The sequence below is a fragment of the Sphingobacterium humi genome (genome assembly GCF_009768885.1).
Taxonomy (GTDB): Bacteria; Bacteroidota; Bacteroidia; order Sphingobacteriales; family Sphingobacteriaceae; genus Sphingobacterium; species Sphingobacterium humi.
Genome location: NZ_WSQA01000002.1, coordinates 371287 through 393700 on the forward strand (window position 1 = coordinate 371287; position 22414 = coordinate 393700).

Genomic DNA, 22414 nt, shown 5'->3' on the forward strand with positions numbered 1-22414 from the left:
ATGAAAAAAAATATTCTACCCCTATTTACTGTTATCAGCCTTCTAGTTTTTGGATCTTGCTCCAAAGATAACCCTGTTCCCGTTACAGACCAGGAAGAACTAGGCACGGCAGAATTGATCTTTACCGAAGTGAAAGTGGAACCTCACGACGATCATTTCCATTATAACGACTTCGAAGGTGCTGAAAAACAAAGCATCAAATTCACGGGTAAAGACCTTAGTGCTCCTGCTAACGCGCATATGCACCTGCACGTTGGTAAAACCTATCGCTTTGAACTGAAAGCAACAGACTTTGCAGGCCGTCCCGCAGAACAAACTTTTATCGATAGCGAAGAGCAACATTTCGCCTTTTGGTTAAACGCGCCGGCTAGCAGCATGAAAGTAATCTTTGCCGACAAGAAAGCCGATAAAACCAGAGTAAAAGTGGGCACTGTAGGCTATATCAGCGTATTAAAAGAAACTAATGCTTTCGAATTACGCTATATAATGCGCCACCTAAACCCAGGCGTAAAAAGCAAAATTGACCTAGTTAATGATATTCAAAACAAAGATTTTACCAAGTTTGGCGGTGCCAATGATTTGGATCTTAAATTCGAAATGCATTTTGTGGGCGAGGAACATAGCCATTAGTATTTATTAAGTAGTTTAAAAATCAATAGGTTGCTAAAATTAGCAGCCTATTGTTGTGTAATACTCAAAAAATATCTTATTTTTGGCCTGCCGCCTGCGTAGTTCAATGGATAGAATATCAGATTCCGGTTCTGCCGATGTGGGTTCGACTCCCGCCGCGGGCACAAAAAAGCTAAAAGCTCGTTTCTTAATTGAAGCGAGCTTTCTTCGTTCATAGCCCGCTATAGCCATTAAGATTTAGCCAAGTCATTGTACAACGATGTATTGCTAATAGCGTTTGGAAGGAAGCTTTGAAATAAAATGGAGGGGAAATAAAAAAGCCATCCGGATGGATGGCTTTATATTTATGCGTTATCTTGTTGCAAACCTTGTTTGTAGATTGCTTTCTTAACTTGGGTACGACGAGTTACAGATTTTTTCTCGTAAGCCTGACGTGAGCGAAGTTCTCTTAATACACCAGTCTTCTCGAATTTCTTCTTGAAACGCTTTAATGCTCTATCTAGAGATTCTCCTTCTTTTACATTTACAATAATCATAGCTTTTTATATACCTCCCTTCGTTGTGAAATTCTTGGACTGCAAAGGTAAAGAAAGCAATACACTTATGCAAACTATTTGTTAAGTAAATTATATTCTTCCACAATGGCTTCTAGGGGGTGTTCTTTGGTACATAAAGCAGTCTGTATACCCAAGGCTTTGGCCCCTTCCAGATGCTGCGGGCTATCGTCTATAAACAAACTTTCAGCAGGATCCAGATCGTTCTCATTCAGTACGCGCTCGAAGATGGCCAAGTCTGGCTTACGCAAGCCCGCCAGGTGCGAATAATAGGTTTTCTCGAAAAACTGCTCGTTATCTTGTACGCCATATACATCCTGAATATGCTTCATGCAATAGGCATAATGCAATTCGTTGTTATTACTCAATAAAAACAATCGATAGTGTTGCTTTAGCTCCTCCAAAATCTCATGCTTACCTTCCGGAACACCAATCAGCAAGGAGTTCCATGCTGTATCGATTTGCTCGTCCGTAAGCTCTGGTTTATTAGCCCGCTGCCGTACACCCTCTCTAAATTGTGCTGCTGAGATTTCCCCTTTGTCGAAATCGTCAAAAAGAGAATCTTGACCATGATGGCCGAAAAAATCATCTACATTTTTGATACCCAATGCCCTAAAGGATTCACGTACTCTAGCAAAGTCGATCATAAAAATTACATTGCCATAATCTAGAATAATATTTTTAACTTTTTGCATACAAAATTTTGTTTTCTCGGTACAAATATCGATAATTGCATCGTCAAAACGGGAATTATCTTGTTTTAATGGACATCAAAAACCGCGCCTATAGCTCAGTCGGTTAGAGTAGAAGACTCATAATCTTTTGGTCCCTGGTTCGAGCCCAGGTGGGCGCACAGAAAAAAGCCAACTTTCAACAAGTTGGCTTTTTTGATTTTAGGGGCACCATTAGGTAATTTACACTTCAATTTGTCTAATAAACCAACATCAGGAAGACTATTATTTAAGGTCATATAATTTTAACCCATTAATAAACTTAAAGTCACGTACATTATAAGTAAATAGATTCAGATCCGTTTCGAGGGAAGTAGCTGCTATCAAGCCGTCAGGAATTGCTAGTCCATGACTTAAATGGTAACTGTTTAATAATTCTATTGTTCGGATCGTTATTTCAGGAGTCAAAAGAATAGTGTCAAATCTTTTTAATTTCTTTGTAAGCTGTTTGCTATGCTCCTTTACCAAAGTACCTTTAATTAGTTCCATTCTGGTGATAGCTGAAATCAAGATATTTTCTATTCCTATACCTTGTATAATAGCATCCGTTCTCGAATGGCGCGTCTTTTTAGCGTCAAAGAGCTCAATTAGAACATCGGTATCACAGATTACTTTTTGCGCTGCCATGCAGATTTTCTTAAGTTTTTTGCGTCTATATCCTTACCAGTGAAGATCGCATTTATGTCTTTTATATCAATCTTGCCATCCCCTTGTAGAATTTGAATACAATTTATATAATACATTTTATCTTTATGTTTTTTATCAGGGATTGCAATGGTAAAGCCCAAAAACTCGCCCAAAACTGCCAAGACCTTCAACGTTTTTCGATTTTTATATTTTATAACAACTTCGTACATAGCATTCTCTTTCTTTATAGTTAAAGATAATAAATTTTTGAGAGATTACTGCTAGCAGTATTGTTTCACTAACAGGCACTTTATTAAATCCTCCTGCTCCAAATGAAGGATTAAAATCAGCATTAGAACATTACAATACCTTAGATAGATGCCCAACCATGTTTCTACCCCCTAAAAACCACCATCGGATTATTTAAAAATTAATCTGCGCGGATAATTTAACCAGCGGCCCAAGAATAAGACAAACAACTTTCAAATCTATTAACTCCATACCCCTCCTTCCGTCTAGATCCCTTTCTCTCCCCTTTCACTCCCCTTTCAAACCCAATGCACAACCCTTTAAGATTGGGTGGGAAAGAGCGCTAAAAGGGAGGAAATTAAAGCTAGAAAAAATACACATCTATAGAAAGGCCCTATCAATCAAAAAACAATCCCTTTAAATAATGCTCAAGGGCTAATGAGGAAAGCCCCCCATCAACCATCTACTTTTTCAATTTCTGCAAGCGGGCTTTAGCGGTAGGAATTACATCATCGTCATTCGTATAATTTTCGATTACACTTTCCAGCGTTTTTCTGGCCTGCAAGGTATCTCCTTTACGGGCATAGGTATCTGCCAGGAGGATGAAGCTTTTCGCTACCCAATAATCATGGGTATCCATGTTTTCAATAACATCAAAGGCAGATTTCTGCGCTTTGTCGTATTGTTTGCTTTCATATTGCAAGAGCCCTACGCGGTACCTTGCCTCCGCACTCACCGCCGCCTTACTTTTCAGCGCGGCCAAGTTCAGTTCTTTGATGGCCGACTCCACATTTTTTTTCTGTAAAAAGGCTTTGGCGCTATACAAATGCGCAGTTGCTATCTCCTCCTCGGTGGCCTTGGCGTAATTTTTAACCAGCTCCACATAATTTTCCATCTGCTCGAAATCGCCGATCTCGTAATAGCATTTCACCAAATTAGTAACTGCGTAACCATAGTTCTCTTTGAAATCTGAGTTAAGCTCCAATTTTTTGAGGTGAACAATAGCCTCGTTGTATTCCTTCAAGTTTAGGTATAGGGCGGCGACAGTCATTAAAGTTCTACCTGTGTATTCGCTAGTCCAATCGTTCAGAATGATATTCAGGTCGTGCAAGGCTTCCTCGGGATGACCGGTATGGTAATAGCTCACGCCCCGGATAAAGCGCGCATGTTTCTCTTGTCTAGGTTTCGGGAATTTATCAAAATAGGCATTGATGGCTTCTACTGCAGGCCCATATTGTCCCCTAGAAAATAAAGTACGGGCAGCCTGGAATGCCAAGTTATCCTGTTCCCCTTCACTCAGGTTGTTTATATTATTGCTGGTAGCATAGTGAATATAGCTGGTTGCATCACCTTGATCCAGGTAAATATTTTCAATGGACAGCATCGCTTGTGCGGCCTCGCTGGTCGTCGAATAATCCTTTACAATCTTCTGGAAAGTAGCCATTGCCGCCTCATTGTCACTTTTATTATATTGAACCAAACCAATGGTCATCAAAGCCCGTGGCACATAGCTGCTTCGCGGATACTGTTTAATCATCTTTTGCAAGCCTTCGATGGCAACATCGTAATCGCCTTCCGTGAAGTAGATATAGGGGATTTCAAAAGCCACATCATCGGCATAGTTGGAATTAGGGAATTTCTCTACCACAGATTTCAGGGTTTCCAACTTGCCCTCATTATTACCTTGCAGCCCTTGAATAATACCTTGCTGAAATAAGGCATAATCTTGATTTGCCGTTTTATCGTTTATCAATTGGTCATAGTATCCTTTTGCACGCTCATAATTGCGTGTAGAAAGATAAGAATCTCCCAAACGCGCAATCACATCATAACGGATATTTTTGTCCAATCTACTGTCCTCAGAGGCCAAAAAGCGTTCAAAATACTGCGCGGCCATACCATATCTATTGATGCGGAAAGCAGCATAGGCTAAGGCGTAGTTCGCATAATTATAGACCGTGCTATTTTTAACCGCCGGCAGGCTAAGAAACTTGCTAAAGTTCTCTACGGCTTCGCCATATTTACGTACCTCGTACATCGCTTCAGCTTTCCAATAAGTTGCCAAGGCGGCCATTTCCGGATCGAACTGTAACTTCTCCGACCGCATAAACATGGAGATGCTGTTTTCAAATGCACGCTCGTTATAAAATTCTAAGCCGCGGAAGTAGGTAATCCTTTGATAGACTTCATCGTCTTTTTGCGACCTATCCTTAAATGATTCCAACAAATACACGCCGGCCTGAAAATTACTGCTGCCCGATAATACCTGCGCCATTCGCATTTCCGTTGTCTCCGTCTTCTTAGCTTCTTCATCGAGTTCTGCATTTCGCTTACTAATATAAGCCTCAAGGGGTTTTAAGGCTGCTTGAACAGAGTCTAATTCAAATAATACCTTCCCATAGTTATACTGCCCATCCGCTTTCAAGTCGGCATCGAAGTCCATTTTTGAGGCTTTATAAAACGCATTGCGAGCTCCCGGCTTATCTCCTGTTTCCAAAGCAATATGCCCCAAGGCTAAGATGGAGCTCTGGTAAAATGGATCGCCAGGCTTCACTTTCTCGAGAATTGAAGTCGCTCTAGGGTACTCCTTCGCACGATAGGCCAAAATACCAATCCTATTATTATCAATATTATCACGCAATGCATTAGGGTATTTTTGCGGCAAGGGACTATGGTAGGGCTCTTTATAAGGGTTTCTTGTAAAATACAATCCTGCAGCCACCTGGCGGAGTTCCTTCTCCAAAGCCAACCGATCAATCTTCATATCCGGACTCCGACGGATCTTGACCGCATCGGCCAATACCGGACGATAATCGCGAACCACCACAATGGAATCCATTACTTTCGGCTGTGCTTGCGCACCCGCTTGCTGCTCTTGTTTTTGCTTTTCATCCTCTTGGGCATATCCGGCAAGCATAAGCAGCGAAAGGAATCCTGTAATGGTGATTTTGAGGCGGCTAGAGTTGACTATAGGTGTAAGTATCATGGTGAATGCGTAAAAATGAACGTATTTAAAAATATGCTACAATCGAAAATATCAATTGTTTCAATGGTTTCAAACTTTATACCAAAGTTGCCATGTGTACATGTAGCTTTCCCTTTTTAAAGGGTTAAGATCGGCATGCCAAACAAAAAGAGTTTAGGACCTAAACCCTAAACTCTTTTTTACAGAAACGGTATTGCTAAACCTTTTGTTTGCTTAGCGCTATATTAAACCAAGTCTTGTGCTGCCCAATAGGTACAATAGCCCTCTTTAAAAACAGGCCCTGTAAACAATTGGCAACCCCCACAATGCTCCCCTTCCTTCGGCGCGATATACAATTTGCAATTATCGCATCTGTTATCCGGGTTTGAGGTTTGCTTCACATAGCCCAGTTGGTTTCTTTTTCGCAGGTTCACCTCATCCACCTGCGAATAGTCGTCACAGGAGCTTACGGCTTTTGCTTGGTCTTTATCAGCTGCGCCTTGTTTACCAGAATTTGTACAGCCTGTTAAGGCGTAGGCAGTACCCAATATTACAGCTAGTGAAGAAGAAACAGTACCTTTAATAAACGCTCTTCTTTCCATCTTCCTTTTGTCCATCATAAGTTAAATTTTAAGTAGTTCCGATAATTTAGATTTTACGCTTTCATCTGTTGAAGTATCCATAATGGTTTTCAAGGAAGACTTAACCGCTTGGTTCTGCACACCTTTATCGCCACTAGCCTTCTGCACCCCTTCAATAGCACCTAATAACCATTTAGATTCTCCTTTGCTTTTGGCAAGGCCTGCAATATCGTTCAATAATTTATCTGCACCTTGATCTTTGCGCGTTAAAATAAAAGCAAGGTCATTGATAAGCTGTCCTTTTTCATCGGCATAGCTAGCAAAGAAAGAAGTCTTGTTCAAGGATTTAAGGAGCTCATAAGACGCGCCGTTATTCGCGCTAAGCACCGCCATTCTAAACCAAGGATCATTCACATTTTTCTCGGCCACTTTAGCCAATTGATCGGTAACAAATAGATCATTGAATTGACCTAAACTCAAGGTCGCCTGAAAGGCCACACGTGGAGCCTGATCATCTAATAGACTTACTAAAAGCTGTTTATTTTCAGGGAATCTTTCCGCAAGAATGGCGGCATGTTCTCTTACACCTTCGTGCTTATCGGCCAATGCTTTTTTAACGATATCGCTAGTCAAAGCGCCTAAGCCTTCCAAGGTATATAAGGCATGTAATCTAAAGCGCGCGTCGGCACTGTTGTTAAACAATTCAGTAACACTTGGAATAACACTTTTATCCTGAGCCTCAACTAACTTACGTTGCGCTTGCAAACGCCACCATTGGCTTTCATGGGCCAATAATTTCACGTAATCAGCCGTTGTTTTATTCTCTTTGTCGGTTAAAGTACGATCCAGGTTCTTTTTGTTTTTAGGAACAATGCGGTAGATCCGTCCCATGTCCATCCCTTGCTTATAATCCATTTCAGCAACTAAGTCTTCCGGAATAGACATCGGTGTTTCAATATGCTGGCGATACATATCCACCATGTATAAATTACCGTCAGGCGACACGGCAAAGCTGGTAGGTCTAAACCATGAATCCGTTGAAGTAATAAATTCAGATTCTTTATCCTCGTTAGCACGTGAGGCAACGTATTTAGGACTTGTTTTATGCGCCGTTAACACATCCCGATGCACGAGATTACCTGCCACCTCACCGGTGAAGATATTACCGTAAAATCCATCAGGGAAAGCATCACCTCCATAAACCGTACCGCCAGAAGCACCCGTAAAATGACCATCTGGATGTTCAATCTGCCCTTTACCTTGTTGATCGTAGGTTTCTTGTCTTCTACGACTACGTTCAGCACGCCAGTAGGGCGCCGGTGTGACCTGATACATGCGTAAATCATGATCAGAAATATTTTCCACGCCACGCGTCGAAGGCAAGAAAGCATGCCTGTACATATATCTTCCCGGGATAACCGCTTGCTGAATATGCACGGTATTCTGCGTCATAAAGCGATGGCCCCAATCATTTAATGTTTGGCCGAACTGCGCTGGCGCTGTTTCCTTTTCATACAATTCTTTATCTAATCGAAAGCGGAAGTCGGCACCACCAACCGATAAGGCTGGCGCATCTGACTGTCGGGTAGAAGTAATCTCACCGGCCTGCCCATGGTTGGATGCGTAAATCCAGTTGTCAATCGCGAACGTAAGGTTGGTAATCTGCGCTTCGGAGTTATTGGTAAAGAAGCCGGTATACAATACCTCTTTATGATCGGCCGTTCCATCGCCATTGGTATCTTCCAGATAGAAAATATCAGGAGCAGCCGTCACCAAGACTCCTTTTTTCCAAGCCATAACACTGGTCATTTCCGAAATACCTTCGATAAAAACAACAGACTCATCAACAACACCGTCTTTATCATTATCCTTTAAATACACAATTCTACCATTGCCTTTCCCCGGCGGGTTTGGTTCCATATCAGAGAATGGATAATCTGCCATTTCTACAACATAAGCATTCCCTTTCTCATCAAAAGTCATGGCTACAGGATCCTTTACAAAGGGTTCTGTAGCATATATTTGCACCTCGAAATCAGGATGCACCGTCATGGCTGCTATCGATTCCTCGGCGGTCTTAGGCCCTGGATATTTGGGTTGTTTACAAGACCAAAACCCAAATAATAAGGAGGTAACCATAAAGGCACGATAGCCAACTACTTGATACTTACTAGTCATTATGTTCATTTCTTTTCAAAAAATTAGATTTAGTATTTTGCTTAATTGCTGCTATGCTTATTGTATTTTATTGATTAGATCATTGATGGTCGATAAGATTTGATTTTCAATGCCTGCTGCCCATTTACTTGGCAAGCCATAGGCTCTTTGGGAGGTATCTCCTTCATAGCCTCCTTCTTCCAACACAAGCTCGGTAGGTATATAGCCCATTACATCGTTGGTATAGCCCATCACAAATATATCCTCGCCATATTGCTCTTTTAATTTAACCGCATAGCCGATGGTAATTTCGCCTCCTAAGCTGATGAGCTTTTGTCCGCCGAAATCCCAAACATGAATAGGGTAATTTGGATAATTGCTTAATAAGGGTTTCCCCTGTTTATACTGGTCTATTAAATTCGAGCTCCATTCATAGATATAGCCCGATCCGGCATCTTGTTTTATCTTTTGGAGCTCTGCTAAAGTCGGCGGAGTTGTTAAAGGCAAGGTAATGCCCGCTGCTGCTGATTTAAAACTGGCAGGAAGGGGTTTCATCTCCTCTTCGATCACCCGTTCAACAGAAGCAGCCAACGACTTGCCATATTGCTTGGCTAGTTGTACGGTTCTTCGCGGTAATGGGTTTTGATCGCCGCCAGCGCCCTGGAAAAAGAGCGCTTTAGTTCCAGGGTATAGTTTTTCTAATTCTATCTGCGCAAAACCAGCATAATCGCCTGACCATTGATAGCCGGATAACACCGTAGGATGACAAGCATAGCCAAAAACAATAGCCTTTAATTTTCCGGAAAGCGTTTGCACTTTAAATACCGGAACGGCAAAGTCATTTGGCCCCTTTAATTCTTTCAGCTTATCAATATCTTTTTCTTGATTGGCCCGACGATTTACTTGTACGCGGGATACCCCGTTTTTAGCAAATAGCTGTACAGGCTCCATATCTTTAACGGCTCGAACGCTCAGTTGAATTAATTGATCAGCCAACCAGGTTCCATAGCTTGCAATAACGGCCTTATTGTCTTTATCTAAGGGATAGATGCTCGTTAATACATGATCTAGTACAGGCCCAGAATGGGTATGCGAGCAATTGATCAGGATATTGGCCATGGGAACGGCTGCTTTTTTACTAATGGCAGTTCGTACCTTCTGGCTAAAGTCTGCCCCTATGCCAACAATATCAAGGGTTAATAGTACCGAGCGATTAGCTTGTGCATCCTCAAACACCAGGCATTTGGCCCATAAGGGATGCATCGCCCCTTCGGAAGGCTTCGTACGGCTGGCATACCCCGCTAACCACATGGGCTTTTGAGGGGTAATATCAGCTGTGGCTAAGCCTACTTTCCAACCCTTAAGGTCTGCAACCTGCGCATTCGCCAAAGGCAGAAAAGTACTGAGGATCATTAAGGATATTAATATGGTTCTCATCTTCATGCTTTTAATTCATTTACTTTTTAATTTCCAGGGCTGCCTTGGCCTCTTGCAGCATGTTATTGGCCACCTCGACCAGCTCTAATCCGGCAAGCTCAGTACCCGATGTCCCCTCCTCTACTTCATAGCCGCCATGCGGTTTCTCATCCGGCATACAGACATAATGCACGCCATTTCCATTGGAATAGCCAAGCACCAGGGTTTGAGGGAAGGGTGATTTTTTCCGAATTTCATCAGCCAAAGAAGTCAGCGGCTCGCCAGGAAGGGCAACAATAGCCAGCGGCCCCAAAGTAATAACCTGCACCTCGGCTTCAATAGTAGAAAGCCCAGTTCTGTTCTTACCCCTATCTGAAGCTGGAAGACTTGTTTTCCGCTGAAAGGTTTGGAGAGGAGCTATAGCGAGTTTAGCACTGTATTTATAGGCTGTGGATCCCAAGTCAGCTAAGCCCGAAGACATCTCTTGCACTGCCTCAGGGCCGCGACGCCATGGGTTGATATCGCCTGCTGCGCCTTGCAAAAAGATGGACTCTCCTCCTATCTTCTGGTTCAACTTGGCAGCAGCAGCGCTTGGCCAATCGCCGGAAACATCATCCAAATACGGATAAATTGCAACGGCATGTACGGCTAAATGGAAAATAGTAGCAATATTATTTCCCTTATTATTTCGAAAGGAAATTAAAGACATGGCTCTGTCCATGGGGCCAAAAGTAGCTCCTCCCATCAATACCTTCGGGTTCCATTCTTCATGCTTATAATTGTATCCCTTCGGCGTATTGGCATCTTCTACGCCCCATTTCGGCGTACGAGGACGTCTGTTGTTCATGTATTCGGAAGCATCAATACGCCCTACCCAAATTGTTGCAGGTTGCAGCGACTTCAACGCATCCTTGGTAGCATCTACCGTTTGGCTCATCAGCTGTTGTTTCCAGGCTGCAAAATGCGGATCATCATTGATGTTTGCTATATACCTGGTGGTCCACCAGGTTTCATTCTCCTTGCCACGAAATCCTTCTTTATAAATTGGTGACCATGGTGCGGAATGGTTATGTGTCGCATTCACCAAAATGTTTTTCATGGGAATGTCTATTAACTCTGAAATCCTTTTCCGAATCTCCTCGGTCGCTGACTCATTCGCATCCACTAAATCCCAGGAAATAATAACCGACGTTTGCCCCAAACTGTCTTTGATAACAAGGGAGCGAACAAAGATGGAATCTTTGATTTTCAGATAAGGTTTCCCCGTCACCCAATTTTTCACTTTTGCACTGGGCGTGATGTTTCTTTTGCCAATGCCCACTTGCAATTGCGCCTGCGCCAGGTCATGAGGCACCCCCTGACTTTCCGTAGGTAGCATCAAGGCGAGGATGCTTAGCAAGGCCAAGCAGATCCTAAAAGTGGGTTTCGTGTTCCTTATGTATAATCTCATAAATCGCGGTTTAGTTCGTTATTTCTCCACAGGTAAAAGGGCTTATTTATTCTTTATTGTCGCCCATGCCATGGCATTTTCTAACAATTTTATAAAATGCGGATTCTTAAAATCTGTAGGATAGCCTAAAGAGGTATAAAAGACCCGGCTATTGCCATACTGACGAGTCCAGGCGATAGGTTCTGTTTTTTGATCGCTTGTTCCTTCCAGAATCAGGTTTGCTTGCTGATCAACTAAAGGGGCAACCAAGTATAAGTTCCCATCACTTTGCCATTGCGGAACAGCGATACCATTTAATAATTCATGATTCAACTGTTCTTCTTTTACTTGCACTGTAGTTTTTGCCGTGGCAGGCCCATAGCCTCTATTCTCGCAACCTAATACCTCCGGTACAAATGCTGGCCATTCCACATAGCCCTCCGCTGGTTTCTCGCCCTTCAACAAGGTAAAACCATGGTTGGCCGTTCGAATGCCAACCAGGTTCCCCCCATTATTCAAGTAGTTTTTTAAGAGATCCATTTGCGCCGCCGGCAAGGCCAAGCGTCGCGCAAAAAGCACCACTAAATCAGCATCCTTAATCAGCTCAAAGTTTGGAAAGCTGGAAGCAGTGCGCTGTCCTTCGCTCTTTAACACCGTCGTTTTATACAGCTTCGATTCTGATAAGGAATCCGCAAATGCAGGAATACTGAGATGCGCCTCATAATTATCCGGATCTTCACTGATTAAAAAGACGATATGCGGTGGCTTATTCGCCTTGCTGGAAACACAAGATTGCGCGAAAGCTCCCAAAACTATCATCACGAATACTAGCAACTGCTTTGCAACTTTGCTGAGGCCTTTCGGGAATCGTTTTATCTTGATTTGCTGATTCATGGTCTTGCGATTTATATTTACTGATCGTATCCTGGGTTTTGTGGGAATTCCGCATCAATATTTAAGTCTATATCTGCTAGCGGAATTGGCCATCGGAAGTTATGCGGTTTAATAAATGCGCCCGGACATAATGGATTATCATTGTACTTCAACACCCGTTCAATGAGTTTCCCAGTTCGCCGCAGCGTAATTAAGCGCCATTCTTCCCCATACAATTCTCTAGCTCGTTCATCTAATATATAATCGATATCAATTTTATCGACCGTTACGGGCTTCGCATTCGATCTTTGGCGAACTTTGTTTACATCCGCGGCAGCTAAGTCCTTCTTCCCAGTGGCTAAATAAGCTTCAGCACGTAATAACAGGGTTTCCGCAAAACGTAAGGCATACCAATCTTTATGCGTAATACCACCACCCGAGCGGTTAGGCTGTAGGAAATAATTCAATGGATCCGTGAACTTGGTATGAATCGGGAAGATGATCTTCAAGGTATCTGCTCTAGGATCTGTCCTTGCCGGTTTATACTGGCTAAAATCAATCTTCTTTTTATGATATGCCGATTGCGGGTTATCATAATAGAAATTCCTTTTCAGGTTATGCTCAGCATTCCGTAAATCATTGTTCCAGTTGTCTTTCCACAAGTAGTAATACACCAAATTCGTTCCTCTACCATTCGCTGTTGGACGGCCTAAGGTATCGGAATAGCCGGTATGTGTGCCATTATAAAGTTCCCCCAATATGGCCTTTTTACCATCTGGTGCTAAGCCGATATCAAAATAGCGCGGTCCAAAGATATAGGCACTGGCAATTTGACCACCCCCTTTAATAAAAGGTTCTACCTGAATGACCCACATGGCTTCCGTATTTTCCGGAAGGTTATGATTGCCATAGCCAAATAAATCAAAGAAAGCATCGCCTGCGCCAAACACATCATTGCCTAATCTACCACCAAAGCGCTTGGTCATTAAGTTATAATTGTAATCATTGATCACCTTACTGGCGGCCTGTACTGCCTTTTCTGGTTCTTTCAGCTCGAGGTATGTTTCCGCAAGGAAATGCCATGCAGGACCTTGTGTTATTCTACCTGGTGCAGCCTCTGCTTTTGGTTTTGGAAGGTTCTCCGCAGCAAACTTGAAGTCTTCGACCATTTGCTCATACACCTTCTTCAGAGGATCTCTTACGAAATCAGCTTTTGCAGTTTGAATAGGTTCGGTTAGTACTGGAATATCACCGTAGGTTGAGGCTAGGTTTCTATACATAAATGCTCTAAAAAATCTAGCTTCAGCAATATAAACATTTTTCCCCTGTTCTCCATTCGTAAAATCAGAAGCATCTGCCTTCCCCACTTTATCGATTAACACATTGGCCCATTGAATAACCTCGAAACCTACGTTCCAAGTATCTACTACATTTCGCCAAATGGGTGTCATATCTTCATACGAGTTCAGATAGACCCCACCGGCAGCAGGCGTTTCACCATTATAGCCAAGGTCAGATCCATGGGTAGCCCAGTTCATCACGCCAAATTCACCAAAAGAATAATAAGCAGAACGCACGCGATCATGAATCGCTGTGACACCTTGTAAGGCTCCTGCTTCGGTTAAGTAGGCATTGTCTGGCGATAAGAAATCCAAGGGTTTTTCATCCAGTAAATCTTTATTACAGGAAGAGAAGACCAACAATAGAGATGACGAGCCTAATAACAGTATGTTGTTTAATATTTTTTTCATCGTATTCATAACTAATAAATTTGAATAGGTAGATCAACTTGCTAAAAAGAAACATTTAACCCCAATACGACATTGCGCATCACTGGATTATCACTGGCACCACTTTCCGGATCCCAGCCTTGCCACTTCGTCCATACATACGGGTTCTTACTCGATACATACACCTGCGCAGTTTGCAGTTTTAGCTTCTGCAATAAGGTATTGGTGAAATTATAGCCCAAAGACACGTCTTGAATGCGCACAAAGCTTCTGCTTTGGTAGATGCCACTCTGACGAAGCGGCACATTATAAATACCCGTGGTATTGGTCGTAGGTGCTAAAGGACTCCAGTATGGATTAACCGCCGAGTTATTGTGACGATCTGGGAAATAATACAATGGATTCACATTCTCTACGTTATTGGCTAAGTAGCGGTTGCTGCCTCCTTGGATTGAGTTGATAAAGACGGAAAGGCTAAAGTTTTTGTAGGTAAATACGTTATTCACACTAAAGCGATAGCTAGGTGAGGTAAAACCGATAATCGCTCTATCATTTGTCGGATCGATGACCCCGTCTTTTTCACCCTGATCTACATACCTAAACTGGCCTGGATACCATCCCTCAAGCACTTGCCCATTAAAGAACTCTTCTTCGGTCCAAACCCCTCCTGCCATTTCATAATCATAAATAGCACCTAATGGCTGCCCAACGAACCAGGAGTTACCGATATCTCTATCATTTCCTCCGCCATACAGTTTGGTCAGCTTATCGCGGTTTAAGGCAAAGGTTAAACTGGTTTCCCAACGGAAAGGGCCTTCAAAATTGACGGATTTAACATCCAATTCGATACCCTTATTTGCTGTGGCACCAATGTTTGTCCATATATCGGCATATCCAGCCATACGTGGCAGCTTGCGTTTTACCAAGATATCTGTGGTTTTCGAGGAATACACATCTAAGGAACCCGTAATACGGTTTTTCAGAAATCCAAAATCAACACCTGCATTCACTGCGGAGGTGGTCTCCCAGCCTAATTCAATATTCCCTAGCGTACTTGGGTAAATACCAATGGCTGTATTTTGACCATAGACATAATCCCTGGTTCCCATTCTAGAAAGACTGGAATAACGCCCAATTCCTTGGTTACCGTTTTTACCATAAGATGTTCTAATCTTTAAGTAAACATCCTCAGGCTTGAAGAAAGGCTCTTCAGAAACTACCCAAGCCACAGATGCCGAAGGGAAATTCGCCCATTTATTGGTAGCTCCGAATCCGGAAAAGCCATCCCTACGGATCGTCGCAGTAAATAGGTAGCGAGACATGTAACTATAGTTCGCACGCGCCATGTATGAAATACTGTTTTCCTTATAGGCGCTGGATCCTACGGTCGCTACTTCACCTAGGCCAACATTGTTATAGCCTAAAACCTCATTGTTAAACCCGGAAGCATTCAAGGTAGAGCCACTGCCGTTACGACCTTCCGTACTCAATAAAAAGGTGGAATTTATTTGATGCTTACCGAAGGTATTGCTATAGCTTAAAATATTATTGATTGCCCAATCTTTGCTCTCCGATGGCGACTTCACTGCCAGTCCCCGATTGGTTACCCCATTTGGTGTATTACTGGAGTTGAAGGTGTTGTTATTCCGGTTGGCATAGATATAGGAATAATTAAAATCGAAAGCTAAGCCTTTAACCCAAGGGGCATCGATGCGGAAGGCACCTAAGCCAAAAAACTCTTTACTGACATCGGAATTATCGATGTATAAGTTTACCAAAGGGTAAGGTTGAAACAACTCACCACCCAGGTAGATATCGTAATCTTCCTGACCGATGTGATTATTTACTAAAGGACTCGCCTTTCTTGCCGTTGCTAAACTTGCTGGAATCCCTGAATTATCAATATTACTAAAGGAAGTGTTCAGGTTAATTTTCAACCAATCATTCACTCTGGATTCCATATTATTCCGAAGGGTAAGCCTGCGCATGCGGTCATTGAGCTGAATACCCTCAATATCCGAGTAAGAACCAGATAGGTAATAATTGGATTTATCAGAGCGACCTTGCAAACTCACGTTATAATATTGCATAGGTGCTGTCTGTAAAACCTCATCCACCCAATCAATCGACTTCCCGGCCAAATAATTCTCCTTCTCTTCCAAGGTTCTTAGGTAGTTAGCCACTACATTTCTATCCGTTACATCGGGCCTTACCGGTCTGTTCGTGGCATCGGTAGGTTTTGTTTTATACCAGTTGTACAGCTTACTTTGCCAATCCCAATCTACTAAACGAATAGCGAATTCCTCTCCATCCATCACACGCATAGGATTATTGGTCATGTCTTGAACCCCAGCATAGCTATTGAAAGAGATAACCGGTTTCTCGGTTTTCCCTTTCTTAGTGGTAATAATCAAGACCCCATTAGCAGCTCTTGAACCATACACCGCCGCAGCACTTGCATCCTTCAACACATCCACGGCCTCCACATCATTCATATTGATGTTATTGATACTACCATTATAGATTACACCATCCAACACGATTAAAGGGCGATCAGAAGCCGATAAGGACGTTTGCCCACGAATGGATAAGGAAGGCTCACTGCTTGCCCCTCCTTTAGACTCCAGGTTCACCCCTGAGGTTGCACCGATAAGGGATTGCAGCAAGTTGGTATTGGCCTGCAAGGCTTTATCTTCCATGTTAATCCGAACGACAGCCCCTGTCAGGTCAGACTTCTTTGCCGTACCATAACCAATCACCACGACATCATCTAATGCTTCAGATACTTCATTCATTAATATCTCCAGCGATAGTTGGCTTGCCAGCTTTATGCTTACATCCTCATAGCCCAGTAACGTGGCCGTAAGGTTATCGCCTACTGCGGCTTGAATAGCAAACTTCCCTTGTTCATCGGTCTGAACGGAGGCATTCTTAACTTTAACAGAAACGCCAGCAAGCGGTTCTCGCGTGCTAGCATTTAGAATAGTACCTTCATATTTACGCGCTTCCTGACCATATGCCAGTATAGTCGAGCACATAAAAAATAAGGTAAATAGCAATAGTTTTGAATTTTTCATCATAATTTGATTCTATCTTATTGGTTATCCTTCAATTCACTAATCTTACTATGTAAGGATCCTAATATGTCCATTGTTCGCCATCAAGATTATAAACCTGAAAGCTGAAACAGCGGATGGAGCCCCCTGCATTTGTACAGCTAGGAGGAATCGAGCTTGTGTAGAAACAAGGCTAATGCATTTGATAAATTACTCATCGATGGTTGTTAAAGGTTCTTCATTTCTATCTGCACCTACATATCCCTTATTCTGATTTATCCTTCCCATTGTATTGGAATTAATGATCTTATCATCAATGGGCCATTGGAAGTTATGCGGCTCAATATGGTAGGTATTGGAAATTATTAAAGAGCTGTTGTAGTAGATGTTGTTCAACTTCGAAACCCGATCATAAAACCAGTTCTTTTCATGCAGATTTGCTAAGGAATAGCCATGGAGACCAAGTTTTGCCATAATGTAAGACACGCGGTTTAACTCATTCTGTCTCGGTTCCTCACCGAAAAGCTCGCGCGCACGCTCATCGAAAATAAAATCAATGGTCACATCGGCAGCATCGATTAAAGATGCCTTGGCTCTTCCTCTAACCTTATTGATGTCTTCAGCTGCGGCAGCAAGACTTCCCTTCCAAAAGAGTGCCTCAGCACGCAACAAGTAAGTCTCGGCCAAACGGAAGATATACCAATCGCCGTTGCTACCCATTGGTGGGCTGGTTTGGCCCGGATGATTCGGCACGTAAGTTTTATAGAATGGAATAGGGTAAATCCGGATAAAATGTTCTGCCGGATGAGGTAAATTCTGTGGATCAAATGGTTTCCCAAACTGCGAAGACGCAGGATTATTATAGATGAACTCATGCCTATCAAACCAGTTGATATTAGCTCTTCTTAAATCCGGCGTATTCTGCCAGGTATGTTGTTGCTTGTCCTTCCAGATATCATAGGCATGCCAATCATTTAATAAACAATCTGGGTTCCCTCTCCCTAAACTATCATAAAGTGGACCTTTATCAATAAAGCCCAATCCGCCATCTTTATCCCTAGCATTTTCCGCTGAATGCCACCAGGTAGGATGATATACCCGTGCTGTAAACAAACCTGCCGACCTTGCACCATCCGGTGCTTCATAGCGGTCGATAAAGGCAAGAATGGTCTCTTTGTTTTGGGCAATATTCTTATTCTGCGGGCGATGTAAATCCCAGATATAGTTCTTCTTCGGATCTCCTGCATCGGCACCAAAGCGATCCGCCATTAAGGCGTATGGCCCATTAATAACATTTGTTGCCGCTGTAATGGCATTATCCCATTCCAGATTGGCTAGGTAAATCTTTGCCAATAAATGGTAGCCCGCCCCTCTTGTCGGTACACCTGAAGCTGCAGTTTGAGGCATCCGCGTTACTGCCCATTCCATATCCTTTTTAATCTTGGCCAAAATGGCCCAGCGGGAATGGGTTTTATAGTCTAGTTTGGCTCCCTTTGCTTCTTCTTGCACAAAAGGTAAATCGCCATAATTGCCGATTAAACGGTAGTACCAATAGGATCGGTGCCAAAGGGCTTCCGCCAAGATGGTGTTCTTATCTTCTTCTTTTTCCCATTCGATATTATCAATACGCGAAATAATGGTATTGGCATTCTTAACGATAATAAACATATCGTTGATTTGGGAAACAAATTTTTGGTGGCCTTCAACGGTAGGCGTTAATAAACGCCAGTCGGTACTACCGGGTAAATAAGGCGCACCAGCTTCGGAGGCCATCCACTGATGGGCTAAAAAATTCTTCTGTCCGGTTTGTTCCAGGCTTAAGTTCTTCCGTAAAGTGATCATGGCCGCATCGTAGCCTTGTTTGTTGACAAAGACGTTTTGACCGGTAAAGAAGGATTTAGGTTCAGGTTTCAAAAACGAATCCGAGCAACCAGCGAATAGCAGCTGCACGACCAGTAATCCCAGGAAAATATGCGAATGCTTGTTAGGATATGTTCTCATGGTTATCGACTGTTTAAAGGTTATAAAACAAGGTTTAGGCCTAATGAAAATGTTCTTGGCATAGGTGCGAATCCAGATTCAGGATCAGCTCCTGGCCACTTATCGAATGTCAACAAGTTCCGTGCAGAGGCAAATACCCGAAGGCTGGTGAATTTCAAGGCCCGAAGGTGCTCAGCACTTACATTATAGCCCAGAGTCACATCTTGTACCCGTAGAAAAGACGTTGTTTTATACGGCATAATTCCACCACCATAGGCTGTTCTACGGAAGCCCAATCGCGGCCAATCATTACTTTGGTTATCCGGCGACCAATATGGGAAGTTGGACGTACTCAAGCGGTCTAAGGCCGTTACATCCACTAAGGAAGGCGAGAATGCACGCTTATGCCCCAAGTCTGCTCTTAAGAAAACGGAAGCCGAGAAGTTACGTAGGAAATTCACTTCATTTCTGAAGCCAATATTAAAACGAGGCACCGTATAGCCAATGAAACGTTTATCCTGCAGAGCTTCTAACTTGCCATTTCCGTCCAAGTCTTCCACCTTATAATCACCCGGATATAAGGTATATTTCAAGGCTTCAGCGGCATCTTCTTTTTGATAAACCCCAAGAATACTATAATCCCAAATGGCATCTAACGATTTGCCCGGGAACCATTTATTCCCATATTCAGGCAACTCGCCATAGTATTCTTTACCTTCCAACACATATTTTCCCTGATCTCCGAAAAGGGTTTTGATTTTATTTCTGTTTAGGGAGAAATTAAGGCTGGAAGTCCAATCTAAATTCTCTTTACGTATATTCTTGGTTGATAAGGTAATTTCTAACCCTTTGTTATCTAATTGACCGATATTGGTCATGACGTTGGTGAATCCGGTAATCGTTGGTAAAGACCTTTCCACGAGAAGATTCGTCGTTTTCATTTGGTAAACATCGGCTGTTAGGTTTACTCGATAATCGAACATCGATAGATCTAAACCTAGGTTTAACGCTTCAGTTTCTTCCCATCTAAGTCCAGCATTCGGCAAGGTTGAGGTTATGACCCCTTGCTGCGTGCCACTGCCATTATAATAGAGGTTGGATGCAATTTTATCCAAGGCCGAATAAACACCGATGTCTCTATTTCCATTAACACCCCAGGAGAGTCTTAACTTCAGCTCATTGATGGATTTCACCTTAAAGAACTCTTCGTTATGAATCTGCCAGGCAAATGCTGCTGCCGGAAAGGAAGCTTTCGGGTTTTCCTGCCCAAAAGCCGAATATCCATCGCGACGAATAGAGAGGGTCAATAAGTATTTTTTTAATAGGCTATAGTTCAAGCGAGCCATAAATGCATTCCCCGTTCTTTTTTCATCCTCCGCTATGATTGCTGGCTTATCACCGAACTGTATACCGCCATAGCCTAAAATAGAACTAGGTAGGAAGTTTTGATTTCTCGCTAGTGACAGCCAGGAATTACGCTCTTCAGCAGAATACAACAGGGTCACATCGAAGGTATGTATACCAACTTCTCGATTCCATTTCAACAAGTTATCGATCATCCATTCCGACAGGGTAAAATCATCTCTTGTCGCATAGCCCCCAGAATAGGTATGTCCTCCCGTTTGGGTATCGGGCGACCAGTAATTATAGTTTCTATAGGTCTCAACCAGCGGCTGAAAGGAAGCTCTATACTGTATTCCAAACGGAAGAGCAACCTCCGCAAATACAGATCCGAATAGGTTGTAGGTGATGTAATCTTTTTCCTGACCATAATAATCAAGTAGCGGGTTAGTGGGGCCGCCCATATAGCCATGCGGATACCAGTTTAATTTGCCTTTATCATCATATAGATTCGCAAATGGACTCATAACCTGTAGTCTATCCAGTACGGCCGGTACGGCACTTTCATCCTGTCTGGAGAATTGCAAATTCGTCCCTACTTTTAACCAGGAGCTCAGGTCGAAATCTAAGTTCACGCGCGAGCGGATCGTTTTGTAGGAATCGCCCAGCAGGATGCCTTGATTATTGACATAGCCTAGGGAAAAATATTGCTTCGACTTGGCTGAGCCCGCCGAGATACCAACATTATAGTCTTGGCGTAATCCCGTCCTGAAGCCTTCATCAACCCAATCTACATAACTATTATTCTTATAATTTTCTATTTCTGTTGGAAAGAAACCTAATCGGCGCAGCCATTCTTTTTCATCGTCCGCATCTGCATTATTTACGGTTTTCCGCCATTCCTCTAAGGTCACGCCAGCAGGAAGATCATGCGGAGAGAACCAATGATAGTCGGGTAATTTATTAGATTCTCTGCTCCGCAAAAAATCCCGACGCATGTGGATGTAATTTTGAGGATCTCGAGAAAAATAACCTGGATTTCTTAACTGAGATACACCGATGGAGGAGGAAACATTGATGGAGGGTTCGCCGGAATGGCCTTTTTCTGTCGTGATGAGCACGACGCCTGATGCTGCGCGAGAACCGTATACTGCTGCTGAACTCGCGTCTTTTAGAATATCTATGGTTTTGATATCGTTGGGGTTGATGTCTTCGATGGAGCCGTTAAAAATTACACCATCTAACACAATCATGGGGGTACTTCCCGCTTTTATAGAGTTTGGACCCCGAATTTGCATGGAACCTTTCCCTGCTGCACCGGTAGACTGATTGGATGAAAAACCCGCTACAGTACCCGATAGCATATCGGTAAACTGCGTCATCGGTTGATTTTTAAAGGTTTCACTGTTGACACGCGTAACGGATCCTGTTAAATCTGATTTTTTGACAGTACCATATCCTACCACAACCACTTCATCGATATCTGCTAGATCTCGAATTAATAAAACTTCCAAAAAAGTCTTATCGGCGGTAATTTCTGCGGCTTGGTAGCCGATCGAGGTAAATTTCAGCCTAGTACCGGTCGGTATGGCGAAAGCAAAATTACCCGACGCATCTGTTTGCCAGCTATTGCTTCCTGCATTGATAGTTACATTCGCGATAGCTTCCATGGTTTCACTGTCTTTTACTACTCCCCTGATACTCAATTCCTGAGCATTTAATTGGAATAATATGGAAAATAAAAAGACAAAGATTGGAGTAAAAATTTTGTTTTTTATCATCATAATTTAGTTAGTATGTTTTTCGTTCACGTGCCCGGTTTAGTAGGGCAATTAGGTAGAGCAATTATAATGTTTATAATTTTATTCTGGCAAACATCTGGGAAATGGATTGTCATCAAATTGTCATTTTGAGATTTATGGCTTAATTATACTTGTACTTTTAAAACAAACACTTTGGAAAATTTAAGCTAGGCTATCTTGTTAAATTACAAGGCTATAGACTGCATAAAACAGAACCCCTATTGGCAGAAAAACTTGAATTTTACCGGTTTTTGAGGATTAATCCGCGTTTTTAGGGTAAAAATAGATTTTAA

The 22414-nt window shown here is 42.7% G+C and carries 15 protein-coding genes and 2 tRNA genes; 3 read left to right on the forward strand and 14 right to left on the reverse strand.

All coding sequences use genetic code 11. The features are described 5' to 3' along the window. Both GQF63_RS03925 and GQF63_RS03930 read left to right on the forward strand, forming a co-directional pair. Positions 1–630, forward strand: a complete 630-nt coding sequence (locus GQF63_RS03925) for a hypothetical protein (protein ID WP_160367803.1) — start codon at positions 1–3, stop codon at positions 628–630. Positions 631–722: 92 nt separating this feature from the next. Beyond that, positions 723–794, forward strand: a tRNA-Arg gene (locus GQF63_RS03930). Between the two features lie 180 nt (positions 795–974). Here GQF63_RS03930 and rpsU read toward each other — a convergent pair. Next, positions 975–1166, reverse strand: coding sequence for a 30S ribosomal protein S21 (rpsU, locus tag GQF63_RS03935; RefSeq protein WP_160367804.1), 192 nt, complete (start codon positions 1164–1166; stop codon positions 975–977). A gap of 74 nt (positions 1167–1240) precedes the next feature. Next, entirely contained in the window at positions 1241–1879 is a 639-nt protein-coding gene (locus GQF63_RS03940; RefSeq protein WP_160367805.1) for an HAD family hydrolase, read from the reverse strand. An 84-nt stretch (positions 1880–1963) separates the two neighbouring features. Between GQF63_RS03940 and GQF63_RS03945 the strand changes: the two genes are divergently transcribed. After that, positions 1964–2037: transfer RNA gene (locus tag GQF63_RS03945), tRNA-Ile, on the forward strand. Between the two features lie 103 nt (positions 2038–2140). Here GQF63_RS03945 and GQF63_RS03950 read toward each other — a convergent pair. From GQF63_RS03950 to GQF63_RS04005, 12 genes are all read right to left on the reverse strand, one after another. After that, complete coding sequence (locus GQF63_RS03950) at positions 2141–2542, reverse strand: type II toxin-antitoxin system VapC family toxin (protein ID WP_160367806.1); 402 nt, start codon at positions 2540–2542, stop codon at positions 2141–2143. Next, positions 2524–2772: a hypothetical protein gene (locus GQF63_RS03955; protein ID WP_160367807.1), complete on the reverse strand. Its 249-nt coding sequence runs from the start codon at positions 2770–2772 to the stop codon at positions 2524–2526. Before GQF63_RS03955 ends, GQF63_RS03950 begins: the two co-directional genes overlap by 19 nt. A gap of 482 nt (positions 2773–3254) precedes the next feature. Continuing rightward, positions 3255–5777 carry a tetratricopeptide repeat protein gene (locus GQF63_RS03960; RefSeq protein ID WP_160367808.1) on the reverse strand — a complete coding sequence of 841 codons (2523 nt, stop codon included), beginning with the start codon at positions 5775–5777 and terminating at the stop codon, positions 3255–3257. A 224-nt stretch (positions 5778–6001) separates the two neighbouring features. Then, positions 6002–6376, reverse strand: a complete 375-nt coding sequence (locus GQF63_RS03965; protein WP_212592457.1) for a high-potential iron-sulfur protein — start codon at positions 6374–6376, stop codon at positions 6002–6004. Positions 6377–6379: 3 nt separating this feature from the next. Further along, positions 6380–8515 carry a PVC-type heme-binding CxxCH protein gene (locus GQF63_RS03970; protein ID WP_212592458.1) on the reverse strand — a complete coding sequence of 712 codons (2136 nt, stop codon included), beginning with the start codon at positions 8513–8515 and terminating at the stop codon, positions 6380–6382. 57 nt (positions 8516–8572) lie between these two features. Further along, positions 8573–9931 carry a neutral/alkaline non-lysosomal ceramidase N-terminal domain-containing protein gene (locus GQF63_RS03975; RefSeq protein WP_160367811.1) on the reverse strand — a complete coding sequence of 453 codons (1359 nt, stop codon included), beginning with the start codon at positions 9929–9931 and terminating at the stop codon, positions 8573–8575. 19 nt (positions 9932–9950) lie between these two features. Continuing rightward, positions 9951–11360, reverse strand: coding sequence for a neutral/alkaline non-lysosomal ceramidase N-terminal domain-containing protein (locus tag GQF63_RS03980; RefSeq protein ID WP_160367812.1), 1410 nt, complete (start codon positions 11358–11360; stop codon positions 9951–9953). A 42-nt stretch (positions 11361–11402) separates the two neighbouring features. Beyond that, the gene (locus tag GQF63_RS03985) at positions 11403–12233 is read right to left on the reverse strand and encodes a ThuA domain-containing protein (RefSeq protein ID WP_160367813.1); all 831 of its coding nucleotides are present in this window, start codon (positions 12231–12233) and stop codon (positions 11403–11405) included. A 17-nt stretch (positions 12234–12250) separates the two neighbouring features. Beyond that, entirely contained in the window at positions 12251–13963 is a 1713-nt protein-coding gene (locus GQF63_RS03990) for a RagB/SusD family nutrient uptake outer membrane protein (RefSeq protein ID WP_160367814.1), read from the reverse strand. 41 nt (positions 13964–14004) lie between these two features. After that, a complete protein-coding gene (locus tag GQF63_RS03995; protein ID WP_160367815.1) occupies positions 14005–17022 on the reverse strand; it encodes a SusC/RagA family TonB-linked outer membrane protein in 3018 nt (1005 codons plus the stop codon). Positions 17023–17208: 186 nt separating this feature from the next. Beyond that, a complete protein-coding gene (locus tag GQF63_RS04000; RefSeq protein WP_160367816.1) occupies positions 17209–18999 on the reverse strand; it encodes a RagB/SusD family nutrient uptake outer membrane protein in 1791 nt (596 codons plus the stop codon). 20 nt (positions 19000–19019) lie between these two features. Continuing rightward, a complete protein-coding gene (locus GQF63_RS04005; RefSeq protein ID WP_160367817.1) occupies positions 19020–22103 on the reverse strand; it encodes a SusC/RagA family TonB-linked outer membrane protein in 3084 nt (1027 codons plus the stop codon). Between the last annotated feature and the right edge of the window lie 311 nt (positions 22104–22414).

What these genes read in the sequence shown, in the direction of transcription:
- GQF63_RS03925 (WP_160367803.1), top strand. Translation starts at nt 1, where the DNA reads ATGAAAAAAAATATTCTACCCCTATTTACTGTTATCAGCCTTCTAGTT.
- rpsU (WP_160367804.1), bottom strand. Translation starts at nt 1,166, where the DNA reads ATGATTATTGTAAATGTAAAAGAAGGAGAATCTCTAGATAGAGCATTA.
- GQF63_RS03940 (WP_160367805.1), bottom strand. Translation starts at nt 1,879, where the DNA reads ATGCAAAAAGTTAAAAATATTATTCTAGATTATGGCAATGTAATTTTT.
- GQF63_RS03950 (WP_160367806.1), bottom strand. Translation starts at nt 2,542, where the DNA reads ATGGCAGCGCAAAAAGTAATCTGTGATACCGATGTTCTAATTGAGCTC.
- GQF63_RS03955 (WP_160367807.1), bottom strand. Translation starts at nt 2,772, where the DNA reads ATGTACGAAGTTGTTATAAAATATAAAAATCGAAAAACGTTGAAGGTC.
- GQF63_RS03960 (WP_160367808.1), bottom strand. Translation starts at nt 5,777, where the DNA reads ATGATACTTACACCTATAGTCAACTCTAGCCGCCTCAAAATCACCATT.
- GQF63_RS03965 (WP_212592457.1), bottom strand. Translation starts at nt 6,376, where the DNA reads ATGATGGACAAAAGGAAGATGGAAAGAAGAGCGTTTATTAAAGGTACT.
- GQF63_RS03970 (WP_212592458.1), bottom strand. Translation starts at nt 8,515, where the DNA reads ATGACTAGTAAGTATCAAGTAGTTGGCTATCGTGCCTTTATGGTTACC.
- GQF63_RS03975 (WP_160367811.1), bottom strand. Translation starts at nt 9,931, where the DNA reads ATGAGAACCATATTAATATCCTTAATGATCCTCAGTACTTTTCTGCCT.
- GQF63_RS03980 (WP_160367812.1), bottom strand. Translation starts at nt 11,360, where the DNA reads ATGAGATTATACATAAGGAACACGAAACCCACTTTTAGGATCTGCTTG.
- GQF63_RS03985 (WP_160367813.1), bottom strand. Translation starts at nt 12,233, where the DNA reads ATGAATCAGCAAATCAAGATAAAACGATTCCCGAAAGGCCTCAGCAAA.
- GQF63_RS03990 (WP_160367814.1), bottom strand. Translation starts at nt 13,963, where the DNA reads ATGAAAAAAATATTAAACAACATACTGTTATTAGGCTCGTCATCTCTA.
- GQF63_RS03995 (WP_160367815.1), bottom strand. Translation starts at nt 17,022, where the DNA reads ATGATGAAAAATTCAAAACTATTGCTATTTACCTTATTTTTTATGTGC.
- GQF63_RS04000 (WP_160367816.1), bottom strand. Translation starts at nt 18,999, where the DNA reads ATGAGAACATATCCTAACAAGCATTCGCATATTTTCCTGGGATTACTG.
- GQF63_RS04005 (WP_160367817.1), bottom strand. Translation starts at nt 22,103, where the DNA reads ATGATGATAAAAAACAAAATTTTTACTCCAATCTTTGTCTTTTTATTT.